Origin of the sequence: Streptomyces sp. NPDC050161 (assembly GCF_044460025.1) — a bacterium.
Classification (GTDB): Bacteria; Actinomycetota; Actinomycetes; order Streptomycetales; family Streptomycetaceae; genus Streptomyces.
Genome location: NZ_JBITJM010000003.1, coordinates 253,470 through 267,828 on the forward strand (window position 1 = coordinate 253,470; position 14,359 = coordinate 267,828).

General features: G+C 72.4%; 13 protein-coding genes. 4 read left to right on the plus strand and 9 right to left on the minus strand.

All coding sequences use genetic code 11. The annotated features are described in order from the left end of the window. Positions 1 to 29: 29 nt before the first annotated feature. From ACIBK8_RS06565 to ACIBK8_RS06595, 7 genes are read right to left on the minus strand one after another with little or no spacing between them, the layout of a single operon-like run. Positions 30 to 1,238 carry a hypothetical protein gene (locus ACIBK8_RS06565; protein ID WP_399040468.1) on the minus strand — a complete coding sequence of 403 codons (1,209 nt, stop codon included), beginning with the start codon at positions 1,236 to 1,238 and terminating at the stop codon, positions 30 to 32. After that, positions 1,238 to 2,866 carry a methionine--tRNA ligase gene (locus ACIBK8_RS06570; protein ID WP_399040470.1) on the minus strand — a complete coding sequence of 543 codons (1,629 nt, stop codon included), beginning with the start codon at positions 2,864 to 2,866 and terminating at the stop codon, positions 1,238 to 1,240. Before ACIBK8_RS06570 ends, ACIBK8_RS06565 begins: the two co-directional genes overlap by 1 nt. 44 nt (positions 2,867 to 2,910) lie before the next feature. Beyond that, a complete protein-coding gene (epsC, locus tag ACIBK8_RS06575) occupies positions 2,911 to 3,624 on the minus strand; it encodes a serine O-acetyltransferase EpsC (RefSeq protein ID WP_399040471.1) in 714 nt (237 codons plus the stop codon). 10 nt (positions 3,625 to 3,634) lie between these two features. Next, entirely contained in the window at positions 3,635 to 4,825 is a 1,191-nt protein-coding gene (locus ACIBK8_RS06580; RefSeq protein WP_399040473.1) for an NAD(P)/FAD-dependent oxidoreductase, read from the minus strand. Beyond that, positions 4,825 to 6,084: a cytochrome P450 gene (locus ACIBK8_RS06585; RefSeq protein ID WP_399040474.1), complete on the minus strand. Its 1,260-nt coding sequence runs from the start codon at positions 6,082 to 6,084 to the stop codon at positions 4,825 to 4,827. The genes ACIBK8_RS06580 and ACIBK8_RS06585 overlap by 1 nt, the downstream gene beginning before the upstream one ends. Before the next feature lie 30 nt (positions 6,085 to 6,114). Further along, a complete protein-coding gene (locus ACIBK8_RS06590; RefSeq protein ID WP_399040476.1) occupies positions 6,115 to 6,486 on the minus strand; it encodes a cupin domain-containing protein in 372 nt (123 codons plus the stop codon). A 46-nt stretch (positions 6,487 to 6,532) separates the two neighbouring features. Next, positions 6,533 to 7,789 (minus strand): SidA/IucD/PvdA family monooxygenase, encoded by a 1,257-nt coding sequence (locus ACIBK8_RS06595; protein ID WP_399040478.1) that lies wholly within the window; start codon positions 7,787 to 7,789, stop codon positions 6,533 to 6,535. Between the two features lie 659 nt (positions 7,790 to 8,448). Here ACIBK8_RS06595 and ACIBK8_RS06600 point away from each other — a divergent pair. Continuing rightward, on the plus strand, positions 8,449 to 9,837 hold the full coding sequence (locus tag ACIBK8_RS06600) for an NADP-dependent succinic semialdehyde dehydrogenase (protein WP_399040480.1): 1,389 nt from the start codon (positions 8,449 to 8,451) through the stop codon (positions 9,835 to 9,837). Here the strand turns inward: ACIBK8_RS06600 and ACIBK8_RS06605 are convergent. Continuing rightward, the gene (locus tag ACIBK8_RS06605) at positions 9,834 to 10,673 is read right to left on the minus strand and encodes a TetR/AcrR family transcriptional regulator (protein WP_399040481.1); all 840 of its coding nucleotides are present in this window, start codon (positions 10,671 to 10,673) and stop codon (positions 9,834 to 9,836) included. The genes ACIBK8_RS06600 and ACIBK8_RS06605 overlap by 4 nt on opposite strands. Before the next feature lie 183 nt (positions 10,674 to 10,856). On the opposite strand from ACIBK8_RS06605, the gene ACIBK8_RS06610 reads away from it, so the two are divergent. From ACIBK8_RS06610 to ACIBK8_RS06620, 3 genes are all read left to right on the plus strand, one after another. Further along, positions 10,857 to 11,078: a hypothetical protein gene (locus ACIBK8_RS06610; protein WP_399040482.1), complete on the plus strand. Its 222-nt coding sequence runs from the start codon at positions 10,857 to 10,859 to the stop codon at positions 11,076 to 11,078. 159 nt (positions 11,079 to 11,237) lie between these two features. After that, positions 11,238 to 12,788: a glycoside hydrolase family 30 beta sandwich domain-containing protein gene (locus tag ACIBK8_RS06615; protein WP_399040483.1), complete on the plus strand. Its 1,551-nt coding sequence runs from the start codon at positions 11,238 to 11,240 to the stop codon at positions 12,786 to 12,788. Between the two features lie 165 nt (positions 12,789 to 12,953). Continuing rightward, the gene (locus tag ACIBK8_RS06620; RefSeq protein ID WP_399040484.1) at positions 12,954 to 13,085 is read left to right on the plus strand and encodes a hypothetical protein; all 132 of its coding nucleotides are present in this window, start codon (positions 12,954 to 12,956) and stop codon (positions 13,083 to 13,085) included. Positions 13,086 to 13,114: 29 nt separating this feature from the next. On the opposite strand, the gene ACIBK8_RS06625 is transcribed toward ACIBK8_RS06620, so the two are convergent. Continuing rightward, positions 13,115 to 14,338 carry a metallophosphoesterase gene (locus ACIBK8_RS06625; RefSeq protein ID WP_399040486.1) on the minus strand — a complete coding sequence of 408 codons (1,224 nt, stop codon included), beginning with the start codon at positions 14,336 to 14,338 and terminating at the stop codon, positions 13,115 to 13,117. Positions 14,339 to 14,359: the final 21 nt, after the last annotated feature.

The following is a 14,359-nucleotide window of genomic DNA, read 5'->3' on the forward strand; positions in this document are numbered from 1 at the left end:
TCCGGGGAGTGCGGGAGCGTGGGCAGGGATCACACCGGGCCGCGCGGACGGGCGCGGCCACGGTGCGCGGCGAGGACGGCGGACCCCACGGCGGCGGCCAGCACGGCGAGCGGGATGAGCAGCGCCACCCCGAGGAAGGGCAGCAGCGGCAGGTAGCCGGCGACCGCGGCCACGCCGAGCGCGCGCCGCGCCCCGGTCGTCACCGCGACGCACGCGCAGGCGGCGGTCAGGAACACGGCGCAGGCCATGGCGTTGGGCACGGCGAGCACATCGGTGGCGGCCAGTTTCCCGCTGCGGACCCAGGCCACCCCGAGGACGGCGACGGCACCCACCGCGGCCGACGCCACGGCCACCGCGCGGGTGCCGTGGCCGGGGCCCGCGGCCAGGTGCGCGGTCAGCCGCGCGGCGGTGCGGACGTTGCGCGCGCAGAACACCGCGGCGGCGACCGCGAGCGCGGCGGCTGCCACCCGCCCCGCGCCGCTGCCACCCAGGTCAGGCAGGGCGAGCCCGGCGACCGAGCCGTCCGTGCCCGCCGACGGCACGGCCAGCAGGGCCCCGGCGTACAGGGCGCCGACCGCGGCCACCCCGGCCAGCGGCCCGGCCACCCGGCGCGTACCGGTGACGGGGGTGAGCCGCCCGGCCGCCTCCCAGCCGACGACGACGAAGAACTGGAGGGCCGCCGCCCGCCCGATGCCGCCTGGTGTCACCCCGGGGGCGGCGGGCGGCGCCGCCGGTGCCGGTCCGGCCAGCGCGGACGCGGCGACGAGCAGCACGAGGACGGCACCGAACACCGGCAGACCGGCAGGCAGCGAGCGGCCCGACGGGGCCAGCACCGCCGAGAGCACCAGCACCCCGGCGGCCACCCAGCCGATGCAGGCGCCCGTGGCCGCCCGGGGCAGCACCGGACGCAGCGCCTGCGCCAGGAATCCGGCGCTCACCAGGGCCACCACCACCTGACCCGCCGTCACCCCGAGCGCGTAGTAGGCCCGCAGCGCGCGGCCCTGGGCGGTGCCGAGCGCCCCTTCGGCCAGCGGGACCGCGCCCTGTGCCGCGCCCGGCGCCGAGGCGGCAGCGGCCAGCGCCGCCACCAGGACGGCCCCGGCGGCCACTTGGTAGCCCCAGCCGGCGAGCGCCGCCCCGCCGTGGGCGGCGTAGGCCGTCCACGGCAGGAACAGCGCCCCGACGCCCAGGACGTTGGCGGCCAGCGCCAGGGCGGAGCGCGGGAGCGGGCCCGTCATCACCGGGTCTGGAACAGCCGGCGGTATTCCTGGCCGGTCCGCTGCCCGCCGGGTACCAGCCGCCGGCCGCGCTCCGGCCAGCCGACCCCGTCGAAGCCGTCCGCGAGGCCCAGTTGGCGCCAGGCGTGCCGGGACCAGACGGGCATGAGGGGCGAGGCGACCGCCGCGACGACGGCGAGCAGTTCGGCGTGTGCCGCGGCCACCGCGGCCGGGTCGGGACGGTCGGCGGCCGGTGCCTCCTGGAACCGCCTCAGCGCGCCGGAGGCCAGCTCCACCGCCTCGGCCAGGCCGGCGGCTGCGCCCTGGAGGGAGAAGCTGCCCGGCTCCAGGTGGCGTTCCAGGTCGGCGGGCAGCCGCTCGGCGAGGTCGCGGACGGCCGCAGGCCAGTGGTCCCGGCCGGTCTCCGGCACCACGCCGCCGTGCTCCTTGGCCAGCAGTTCGACGACCGAGGCGGCCCAGTCCTCCAGCTGCCCGACCAGGAGGGTGTTGACCGTACGGTCGAAGTCGGCCATCCGGAAGTCGGTCTTGCCCCGCTCCGGTGAGGTCAGGCACAGGTGCAGCCTGACCGCGTCCGACGGTGCCTCGCGCAGGAAGTCCGAGCCCCAGATCGCGTGGCCGCGGCTGGTGGAGAACTTGTCGCCCTCCAGCGTGTAGAACTCGTTGCTGATCACGTACTTGGGCGTGATGTAGTCGCCGAGCCCGAGCAGCAGCGCGGGCCAGAGCACCGCGTGCGAGAAGCTGCAGTCGAAGCCGATGAAGTTCACCAGCTCGGTTTCCGGGTCCTGCCAGGTCCGCCGCCACGCGTCCGGCCTGCCGAGCGCTTTGCCGTGTGCCGCGGTCGCCGCCATGTAGCCGAAGATGCCGCAGAACCAGGTGTCGAGGATGTGCCCTTCCCACCCGTCGAGCGGCACGGATATGCCGTAGTCGTGCTCCCGGCTGATCGGGACCACCGGCAGGCCGTGTGCGGCCATCTCCGTGCAGAAGTCGATGACGCGCTGCCGCCAGGGATTGCCGGCGCAGAGCGCGGCGAGCCGTTCGGCGAACGGTTCCAGCGGGACCACCAGCCGGTTCGCGGTCCTGGTCTCCGGTGTCGTGCCGCAGGTCACGCAGTGCGCGTCGACCACGCCGCCCGGCTCCTGCGGGTAGCCGCACTCCTCGCAGTACGTGCCGTCGCTCGGCGCCGAGCAGAACCGGCACCGGCCGCGGATGTACGCCTCGTAGACGAAGCGGTCGCAGTCGGGGCAGTACGGGGTGGGCAGCTCCTGCTCCCTGATGACGCCGTTGTCCCACAGCCGCAGGAAGTGCTCGCGGACCAGCTCGTCGTGCAGGGGCTCGCGGTGCGGGTGCTCGTAGGTGTCGGGCAGCATGCCGGCCAGCGCCAGGGTCTGCTCGATGCGGCCGGTGTACCGGAAGGCCGTGGTCCTGGCGTCCCACCCCAACTCGGCGCCGCGCCTGGGCACATAGCAGGAGTGGTCGTCGGTGTAGGCGACGTAGGAGACGGGGACGCCGCGCGCGCCGAGGTACCTGCGCAGCACGTCGGCGCCCATGAAGGGGCCGGACAGGTGCCCCAGGTGGAGGTCACCGTTGGGGTTCGGCGGGGCACAGGTGATCAAGACGTTCCGTGGCATGGGTGTGCCGTCCTTTTCATGGGAGGAGAGCGGGCCTGGCGGCGTTACTCGGTGCTCCGGCGGTCGGCCACCCGCAGGTTCACGGTGGTGGCCGGTGCCGCCCGGCGTGGCGAGCCGTTTTCCGGACCGTGCGGCACGACCTGTCCCGCGCGTACCCGGGTGTCGCTGGGCAGCGAGGTCATCACCACGGCCTTGGCGCCGACCACGCTGTTGGCGCCGATCTCGACGGGACCGAGCACACAGGCACCGGTGCCGACCACCACCCCGTCGTCGAGGGTGGGATGCCGCTTGGCGCCTGGCCCGCGGGTCTGGTCGTGCCACCAGCCCACCGAGCCGAGCGTCACCAAGTGGTAGAGCATGACGTCGTCGCCGATGCGGACGGTCTCGCCGATCACCACCCCGCACCCGTGGTCGATGAAGAACCGGCGGCCGATCCTGGCTCCGGGATGGATGTCGATGCCGCCCGACACGACGCGGCCGAACAGGGAGACGGCGCGGGCGGCGACGCGGTGGTCCCGCAGGTACAGCGCGTGTGCGGCGCGGTACAGCCACAGGGCGTGGAGGTGGGGGTAGAGCAGCACCTCGAACGGGCTGTTGACGGCGGGGTCCTTGTCGCAGACGACCTGGACGTCCTCACGGGCGTGGCGCCACACCGCACGCAGCGTGCCGCCCTTCTTGCCGGCGCCCTTCGCCGCTTTCTCCCCTTTCCCCCTTTCGCCGGTCAGCCGCTTGGATCGCCAACGGACAAGTGGATTCATGGAAGTTGCCCTACATATGCCGGTAGCGCTGGATGGTCGGGCGGGGCGGCCCGGCCGCGAACCGGTCCGGCCGGTACGCGCCCAGCTCTGGCCGCTGTGCCCCGGTGGTCAGTTCGTCGGCGACGGCGCGGCCCACCGCGGGGGCCGTCTTGAACCCGCCGCCGTTGAACCCGGTGGCCAGGTACAGGCCGGGGTGGCGCCCCACCGGGCCGACGAGCGCCCGGCCGTCGTCGGTGTACGCCTCGTCGGCGCGGGCGGCGTCGACGAGCGGCGCCGCGGTGATGCCGCGCAGCCGGCGGGCGGCGAGCGCCCGCCCCACGCCGATCTCCTCGGCGTCCGCGGGTATCCGGGTCGAGCCCTCGGGCGCCGCGGTCGGCTCCAGCGGGATCCGGAACAGCACCCGGCCGGGGCCGTCCGGACGGAAGTACGTCCCCGCGGTGTCATCGATGATCATGCACAGCCGCTCCGCGCCGGGGAGCGCGGCGGAGTCCGCGACCGCCCAGCCGAACTGCCGGGCGTGCAACGGCAGTCCGGCGCCGCCGTCCCCGCCGAGACCGGCCCCGGCGTCCGCGCACACGCCGGACGACCCGGCACCCGCCGCGACGACGACCTGACCGGCCGATACGGTCTCGTCGCCCGCCACCGCCCCGGTGATCAGGTCGCCGCTGCGGCACAGCCGGGCGCCGGCCCGCGCGGAGACGACCTCGGCGCCCAGGGCCCGTGCCCGGCCGGCCAGCACCGCCGCGGTGCGGGCCGGATCGGCGTAGCCGCTGCGCGGCTCGTAGGCGACGGCGGCCACCCCCGTCAGGTCGAGCGCAGGCTGCGCCTCGGCGAACTCACCGGGGGTCAGCCCGTACGTGGACACCCCCAGCTCCGTCAGCTCCTTGACGCTGCGCGCCAGACGGTCGGCGTGCTCGTCGCCGACGAGGAAGGCGAAGCCGGTGCGCCGGAACCCGCAGTCACCGCCGATGAGTTGCGGCCACTGCTCGAAGGTCTCCAGGCTGAGCGCGGCCAGTCTGGCGTCGTGCGGATCGCCGTGGTGCATCCGCACCTGGCCGGCCGAGTGCCGGGTGGCGCTGTGCGCGAAGGCACCGTCCCTGGCCAGCAGCGCCACCCGTGAACCGGCCGCCGCCAGGTGGTAGGCGATGCTCGCGCCCACCACTCCGTCACCGATGACGACGACATCCGCGGTGCGTGGCATCAGGCCGTCTTTCGCGGGCCGGGGGTGAATTCCAGCGGAAGGTTCCGCAGGCCGCGGAAGGACAGGTTGCGCTGCCAGGTCAGCTCGCCGTCGGCCAGCCGCAGGTCGCGCAGGCGCCCCAGGATGGTGCTGAACGACACCTCGCCCATGATGCGGGAGATCTCCGCGCCGGGGCAGTAGTGGATGCCGTGGCTGAAGGACAGGTGACGGTTGTCGGCGCGGGTGATGTCCAGCCGGTGGGGGTCGGTGTAGACGCTCGGGTCGCGGTTGGCGGCGCCGAGCATGACCAGCACCTTGTCGCCCTTGGCTATCTTGCGGCCCCGGATCGTCAGGTCCTCCGTCGCCATGCGGCCCACCAGGTGCAACGAGCCGTCGTAGCGCAGGATTTCCTCGACGGCCGACGGCATCAGATCCGGCCGCTCGCCGAGCAGCCGCACCTGGTCGGGGTGGCGCATCAGGGCCAGCAGGCCGTTGCCGATGAGGTTGAGCGCGGTCTCCAGGCCGGCGAACATCACGACGATGCAGGTGGCGACCAGGTCGTCGCCGTCCAGCGGGTTCTCGTCGCGGTTGACCAGCGAGGACAGCAGGTCGTCCTGGGGCTCGGCCCGCTTGCGGACGGCGAGCGCGGTGAAGTACTCGCGCATGGCGAGGATGGCGTTCTGGCCCCGCTCCAGGTCGGCGATGGGCACGTTGGCGCCGCCCGCGTTGATGGCCGTGACGAAGTCGGCCGTCCAGTGCTTGACCTCGTCGCGGTCCTCGCGCGGGATGCCGATCAGCTCCGAGTTGACGATCACCGGCAGGTGGTAGCCCAGGTCCTGGATGCCGTCGCAGGTGCCGCTCTCCACCACCGCGTCGACGAGATCGTCCACCACGCGCTGGATCTTCGGGCGCATCTGCTGGGCCAGCCGCACGGTCATGCCGCGCTGCACCGGGCGGCGCAGCCGGGTGTGCCGGGGCGGGTCGTTGTAGAGCATCATCCGGCGGCGCATCGCGGCCCACTCGGCGAACCTGCTCTCCTCGGCCTCGCTGAGGTGGCCGAGGAAGGCCGTCGTGCGGTCGGACGACAGGCGCTCGGGGTGGTTCAGGGCCTCCAGCACGTCGTCGTTGCGCAGCAGCAGCCAGGAATCCAGGTGCGCGTTCCACCACACCGGTTCCTTCTCCCTGACGATGTCGTACACCCGGTACGGGTCCGATATGACCTGTGGCTGCAGCAGGTCGGCGTATTCCTGGAACGCTGCGTCCGGTGCGGAAGCGGGCATGGTCCCTCCTCGGGGCTCGGTGCGTGGCGGTCAGTGCTGCGTGGCTGCTGCGCCGTCCGACGGCTGCCCGCCCCACCACAGCGAGAGGAAGACCAGGGGCGTGTCCCCGTCGTTCACCAGCAGGTGCTTCTCGTGCGGCGGGATGAAGACGGTGTCGCCGAACTTCACCCGCTGCCGCTCACCTGCCACCTCCATGTCGCCCGTCCCGGAGACGACGTAGAACAGCTCCGACTCACCGTCGGGGTTGATGTGTTCGGTCATCGTGGTCCGCGGCGGCACGATCACCCAGGCACCCCCCTCGTACGGCTCGTCGGCGCCGTCGAAGCGGACCAGGCGCTGCGCCTTCGTGTTGTAGTCGGGCTCGAACGTCAGGTCGTCCGCATCCCAGCTGTGGATGTGCATCGTTTTCCTTTCGGCGCGCGACGGCGCACGGACTGCGGAGCACGGGTCAGGAGGCAACGGCTTTGCTGAGGCTGTCCGCGATGGCGGCGGCACGCAGGGACACCAGGCTGAAGGAGCCCGCGTCACCGAGACCGTGGGTCCGCTCGCACAGCCCGTTGAGGTAGATCGGCGGCAGGTCCTTGCCGGTGTCGGGCAGGACGCGGTAGTCCCGGCCGATCGTCGCCTGCCGCTGCGCGGTGCGGCCGACGCGCGGGGAGAGGGGGGTGAGCAGGTCGGGCAGGAAGTTCCCGCCCGACTCGTCGGTGAGGTCGATGAATCCGGTGGCGACGATGACGAAGTCCACGTCCAGGGAGCCCGGTTCGCCGAGGTGCCGCTCGGCGAGTTCCAGCGTGATGCCGCTCTCGGCGGCTGCCGCGCCCACGATGTCGCTGTTGCGGGTCAGCTGGATCTGGTAGTCGCCGTCGAGCCGCTGCTCGTAGAGCTTGGTGTGGTAGGCGGTGAGCACGTCGATGTCGGCTGCGGAGTAATTGGTGTACCGCAGTTGCTTGTCGAGGTACTCCTTGGATTCCGGCGAGGCGTCGTAGTAGTAGTCGACGAACTCCGGGAAGAACACCTCGCCGTGGAACGGGCTGAGGTCCTTCTGCCGGTATCCGAAACCGCGCAGTACGTTGGTGATGCGGCTGTTCGGGAACCGCTGTGCGGCGTCGAGGCAGATTTCCGCGGCGCCCTGGCTGCCACCGATGACGGCGATACGCGCCGATGGCACCGCCGCTATCTCGTCGACGCGCTCCAGATACCGGGTGTAGTGGAATACCCGGTCGTCGGCGAGTTTCCGGAGCGCCGGCGGGTAATACGGCGGGCGGCCGGGGGCGACGACCACGGAACGGGCCGTGAGCCGTTCGCCGCCGGCCAGCCGGATCTCGGCCCCTTCGCCCTGCGCCGGCAGGTCGACGCCGGTGACCTGGCTGCCGTATCGCACCTGGTCGTCGAAGTGTCTGGCCGCCCACGTGACATAGCGCGCGTAGTCCTTGCGCAGCGGAAAGGGCACGTTCAGATTGAGGAAGTGGAACAGCCGCTCTTCCTCGTGCAGATGATTGATGAAGCTGTAGTGACTCCGCGGATTCCGCGGCGAGACCAGGTCACGCACCGGATGGTGCTGGATGTCGGAACCGCTCAGGAGCATGCCGGCCTGCCACACCGGGGTGGTCCGGCTCTCCAGGAAGAGGGATTTCACCTCTGGGTACATCTCTTCCAGGGCAATGGCGAGCGCGATATTGGACGGGCCGAATCCGATACCGATCACATCTGCATCAAAAGATCCCATGGCGCAGGTCTCCAATCCGGTCGCAGGTGCTTCGCGGGAGCTGTGACACACCTGACGGCAGCCAGAACTCTATGGGCGGAAGATCGATTGAGTCTTCCGCCATCCGGACCGATTACGATCAACTCCCCGCCCGGCCAAGGCGGTTCACTTTCCACCTCCGTGGGGCGGAGCACCCCGCGCTCTCCGCCGTCGGTGGAGGCGGAGCCCCACCATCCGCTGCCCCCGGGGCCGCCCGGAGGCCGCCCGCCGGGATTCGTCGTGCGCCGCGGCCATGGACGGGCGAAACTCGGGTACGGGGGCTCACACGCACGCAGCAGTCCACCATCGGAGGCACGCAGTGCAGCGGCAACCGACCACGTACCCGTACGGGACCACGGCCCGCGAGCCCGACCCCGGCGGCCCCGGGCCCGACCCCGGCGGCCCCCCGCCCGGCCCCCTCCCCGAGCCCCCGCTCCCCGGCCCTCCCGTGCCGCCAGGACCTCCGGAGCCCTCGCCGTCGCCGGTACCGCGCCCGCCGGGCCCGGACCCGGTCCCCGACCCGTCACCGGCCCCGTCGCCGGTCTCCTGACCGGGGCCCGCACACCCGGCGCGGACGGCCCCGGGCGCCGCCCCGCCACCCCACCGAGGAGGTGCTGTCCATGGCCATCGCCACGGTCAACCCGGCCACCGGCGAGACCCTCAAGACCTTCGACGCGCTCAACCCGGGCGAGATCGAAGACCGCCTGGTCCTCGCGGAGCGGGCCTTCCTGGCCCACCGCACCACGTCGTACGCCGACCGCGCCCGGCTGCTGCACGAAGCCGCCGACCTGCTGGACGCCGACCGGGACGCCATCGCCCGCACCATGACCACCGAGATGGGCAAGCCGCTGGCCGCGGCCCGCGCGGAGGCCGCCAAATGCGCCAAGACGATGCGCTGGTACGCGGACCACGCCGAGGAACTGCTCGCCGACGAGCACCCCGACCCGGCCGACGTCCGCGACTCCGGCGCCCAGCGGGCCGTGGTGCGCTACCGGCCGCTCGGTGTGGTGCTCGCCGTGATGCCGTGGAACTTCCCGCTCTGGCAGGTCGTACGGTTCGCCGCCCCCACGCTCATGGCGGGCAACACCGGTCTGCTCAAACACGCGTCGAACGTCCCGCAGACCGCGCTCTACCTGGAGGACCTGTTCCTGCGGGCGGGCTTCCCCGAGGGCTGCTTCCAGACCCTGCTGATCGGGTCGGGCGCCGTCGAGGACATCCTGCGCGACCCGCGGATCGCCGCCGCCACCCTGACCGGCAGTGAACCCGCGGGCCGCGCGGTCGCCTCCGTGGCGGGCGACGAGATCAAGAAGACCGTGCTCGAACTGGGCGGCAGCGACCCGTTCGTGGTGCTGCCGTCGGCCGATCTCGACGCCGCCGTGCGCACCGCGGTGACCGCCAGGGTCCAGAACAACGGGCAGTCCTGCATCGCCGCCAAGCGCTTCATCGTGCACACCGACATCTACGACGCCTTCGCCGAGCGCTTCACCGAGGCGATGGCCGCGCTGACCGTCGGCGACCCGATGGACGAGGACACCGACATCGGCCCGCTCTCCAGCGAACAGGGCCGCTCCGACCTGGAAGAACTGGTCGACGACGCGGTGCACCGCGGGGCACGGGCCCGCTGCGGCGGTCGCCGTCCAGCGGACCGGACGGCGGGCTGGTTCTACGAGCCGACGGTGCTGGACGGCATCACACCGGACATGCGCATCCACCACGAGGAAGCCTTCGGCCCGGTGGCCACCCTCTACCGGGTGGCGGACCTCGACGAAGCGGTGCAGGTCGCCAACGACACGCCGTTCGGCCTGAGTTCGAACGCCTGGACCCGGGACGCGGCCGAGCAGGAGCGGCTGGCCAGGGACCTCCAGGCGGGCGGCGTCTTCTTCAACGGCATGACCGCATCCCACCCGGGCCTGCCGTTCGGCGGCGCCAAGCGCTCCGGGTACGGCAGGGAACTGTCGGGCCACGGCATCCGCGAGTTCTGCAACCCCACGACGCTCTGGTACGGCTAGGGCGTGTCCGCGACGTCCTGCCCGGCTCGCGACGCCCCCTCCGGCACGGTGAAGATCTTGTCCAGGTGGTAGTCGAGGGTGCGCAGGACCCCGGCCAGCGGGCGGCGGGCGTGCAGGACGTCCCCGCCGAGACCGATGGCGCCGGAGACCAGCAGGTCGGCCTCGTGCCGCGGGTCCAGCCCGTGGACGCACCGGCCGTCGGCCTGCGCCTGCCCGATGATGCCGGCGACCAGGTCCTCCAGGGGATGCTCGGCGCCGAGGAAGACCGCGGCCAGCGCCGGGTCGGTCAGGCTGCGGGAGTAGTACGCGGCGAGCACCTGCAACGAGGTGCGCCGCTGGGCGTCCATCGGGAGGAATTCCTCCAGCACCGCCCGCAGCAGGGCCCGGGGGGTGTCGGGGCCGAACCGGATGCGGGCGCGGGCGGCGCGCTCGTTGTCCTCGTGGAGCAACGTCAGGGCGGCGACCAGGAGTTGGTGCTTGCCATCGAAGTGGTACTGCACGGTGCGCAGCGACACCCCCGCCTCGGCGGCGATCTCCCGCATGCTCGCCGCGTGCAGTCCCCGCCCCGCGGCGATCCGCCACACCGCCTCGGCGATCTCGCGGCGCTTGCGCGCACGGGTGTGCGCCCCGGCCGGCTCCGGCGCCGCGGGGACCTCCGGGGGCGCGGGCGGCGGCTGCTTCCGCCGCCGGTAGGCCCTGGCCTGGCAGCTCCGTGAGCAGTAGCGGGCGGGCCTGCCGCGTCCTGCCGCGGCCAGCGGAGCGCCGCACTCCCGGCAGGCGGCTGACGTTCTGCCCCGCGCCCCGCCCTTGCACTCGTCCTTCTTTTCGTCACGCACGCTCTGCACTATAGGCCGCGAATTTGTGTGACGGAATGCACTTTCAGGCCCATTTCCCGCATGCTGTAAATGGTACGTTCGTAACGTCGCCAGGTGCCTCCACGGCCCTGGGAAAGCCGGTACGGAGTGCAGGAACGCCGCGGCCGGCCGACGCATCCGGTAGCCGCAAGGGGGAGACACCTCATGAAATTCGACGTGTTGCAGATCATCGGAGCCGCGGCGGTGGTGATCTTCGGGCAGTCCGTCATCAGGCTGCTCATCGACCACGACAACACCGGGTTCCTCGGTGGCCTGCACGGCGGCTTCGCGGCCACCCTGTCCGGCTACGCGGCCGGCACCGTCATCGGCGTGCTGCTCGCCGGCTGGTCCCACACCCGCGCCAAGGCACTCGGCCGCCGCGGCTGACCCGCGCCGGGGGAGCGGGGACGGGGGAGCGCGGGACGGGGTACCGGGGCGCGGTGGTCGTATGCCCGCCGCGTCCCGGTCGGCCTCCAGGGGCGTGCGGCGCAGGCGCGCCGGGCAGTACCAGGTCACGCCCCGCGCCGCCACAGGAAGGCCCCCGTCATGACCTCCCCGAGACTGCGCCGCGCGCTGACCGCCGTGGCCGGGGCGGTGGCCGCCCTCGTGCCGCTGGCCCTGGCCGCGGGCTTCGTCGCCCCCGAACAGGTCCAGGTCCACCTGACCACCACCTCCGACCCCGGCGGCCGGCACGTCGTCAAGGGCCTGGAGCGGCAGAGCCCCATCCGCTTCACACCCGGCGGCGGGGGCAACATCACCGTCGACGAGGCCACCGCCTACCAGACATTCGACGGCGGCGGCGCGTCCTTCACCGACACCGCCGCCTGGCTGCTGAACAGCAGCGGCGCGCTCAGCGACGCCACCCGCGACGCGACGATGAAGAAGCTCTTCGACCCGGACGACGGCATCGGCATCGGCTTCCTCCGCAACCCGATGGGCGCATCCGACCTCGCCCGCTACGGCTACACCTACGACGACCTGCCCGCCGGGCGGACCGACCGGCATCTGACGCACTTCTCCATCGGGCACGACCTCGCCGACATCCTGCCGCTCACTGCACGCGCCCGTGCCCTCAACCCCGCTCTCAAGGTGATGGCCACGCCGTGGTCGGCGCCCGCCTGGATGAAGGACAACGGCAGCCTCGACCAGGGATGGCTCCGGGCGAAGTACTACGGCACCTACGCCAGGTACTTCGTGAAGTACCTCAACGCGTACCGGAGCCGGGGCGTGCCGGTCGACTACGTCTCCGCGCAGAACGAACCCACCTGCTGCGCCGGTTACCCGTCCATGCGGTGGAACGGCTCAGGTCTCGCCTATTTCACCAAGAACGACCTGCTGCCCGCGCTCCGGCGGGCCGGCCTGTCCACCAAGGTCCTCGCCCTGGACTGGAACTGGGACAGCTACCGCGACTTCGCCGCCCCCACCGTCGACGACCCGGCCGTCCGCAGGCACCCCAACTTCGGCGGGACGGCCTGGCACGGCTACCGCGGCGACGTCACCGAGCAGAGCAGGGTGCACCACCGCTACCCGCACCTCCCCGTCTACGACACCGAGCACTCCGGCGGGCAGTGGATCGCCGACCAGCAGCGCGAGGACATGCACGACCTCATCGACGCCACCCGCAACTGGGGCCGCAGCTGGGTCAAATGGTCACTGGCCGTGGACCACAACGGCGGCCCGCACCAGGGCGGTTGCGGCACCTGCACCGGCTTGATCACCGTACACAACGGCGACGCCGCGCACGGCACCGTCGACTACACCATCGAGTACTACACGATGGGCCACCTCACCAAGTTCGTGAAACCCGGCGCCCGGCGCATCCGGTCCACGGCCAACTCCGCGCTCCCCAACGTCGCCTGGAAGAATCCCGATGGTTCCAAGGCGCTGATCGCCTACAACGACACCGACGGCACCCGGAGGGCGGACATCAACTGGGGCGGCCGGCACGCCTCCTACAACCTGCCGGCCGGCGCGTCGGTGACCTTCACCTGGAGCGGTGACCCCGGCCCGCGGGCCCCCGACCGCCGTACCCCCCTGCCCGGCCGGCCGGAGGGTGGCACAATTTCTGGCCCCAGGAGGACCGATGACGTGCAATAAGTGCGGCAACCAGATGACCCCAGGCGCCGGAGGCTGGTATCAGTGCTACAGCTGCGGAAACAGCATGCCCCCTCCGGGGTTTCTCCCTGTCCCCAGTGCGAGGGGTCGCTGGTCAGCGCCCCGGCGGACTGCTGGCGGTGCGCGGCGGACGACTGCCCTTACGAGATGACGGCGGAGGCGTACGTGCTGTACGCCGAGTTGTCCGATCTCTTCGAGCGTGACCCCGAGGGCTTCTTCGAGATCGTGCGCGCGCACCGTGACGCGGCACGCGCGCTGGAGCCCGCCTGGCTGCGGTAGGCGGACGCGGTGCGCGCCGGCGGCGAGCCCTACGCGGGCGCGCCCACCCGCGCTCCCGCCGTGACCGGCGCCGCGGTGCGGGTGCGGTGCGCCAGGGCCGCCTTCCGGGTGGCGACGTCGACGGTGTACGCGTCGACGGTCAGCGCCGCGCCGGAGACCTTGAGCACCATGAAGCCGTTGTCGGCGAAGTTCTGCCAGGCCGCGGGGTGCCCGAAGTGGGCCCTGCCGTCCTCCGTCTTGGCCGACGCGCCGCACACCACCTGCCGGGTGCCGCCGGTGCGCGCCGTCGGCTCCAGGATCTGGAGCGTGTGGTCGTGCCCGGAGAGGATCAGGTCGGCGCGACCGCAGACCACTTCCTCGTACATCGCCTTGAGGTGCACCCCGCTGGTGTAGTTCCCGATCTCGAAGCCGTCGTAGGCGCCGGCGCTGCCGTGCTTGCCGTTGTTGAGGTACGGGTGGTGGCTCAGCACGATCTTCCAGCGGGCCCGCGAGGCGCCGAGCGCGCCGTCGAGCCAGCGCCGCTGCTCACGCATGTACGGGCCGTCCCACCGGTAGTGCGGGTCGACCTGGGTGACGTACGAGGACCACGGGATGGTGTCGATCGCGAAGAACTCCACCAGCGGCTGCGCGGCCGGCACCGGCACGCTGTAGTACCGCTGCGGCATGTACCAGCGCCGGGACGACGCCGCGTACCCGACCTCACGGTCACCGCGCGACGGGTCGCCGCCGCTGCCAGGTATCAGCCCCGAACAGTCGTGATTGCCCAGCACCATCAGCCACGGCACATCGATGCCGGAGTTGGGCTTCTCGAACTTGTCCTGGAACTCGGAGTCGTGGTCGGATTCCGGGCCGTTCTCGTAGATGTTGTCCCCGAGCCCGACGGCCAGGCCCACCTCTTCGGCCCGGCAGACGTCCCGGGCGGCGGCGGCCACCGCGTACTGCGCCTCGTCGCCGGTGCCCGCGTCACCGGTGACCAGGACCGCGAACTCGCCCTTACGGTTGGGGTGTTGGGGGAACGGGAAGGCGCCGGGCGCCCCGCCGCGCGGCAGGGGGGAAGCGGACGCCCGGCCCGCCGTCGGCAGTACGGTCAGCGCGGCGCCGGCCATCGCGCCGCCCAGCAGCGTCCGCCGGTTCACGAACGGGACCGCGCGGCCCGTCGTGGGCATCGGCGCCGCCGCGGTCTCCGCAGCGGTCCGCAGCCACTGCTCCTCGGTCATGTCCGCCCGCGGCGGGATCAGTTCGTCGTCGCACATGCGAGGTTTCTCTCACGGGCA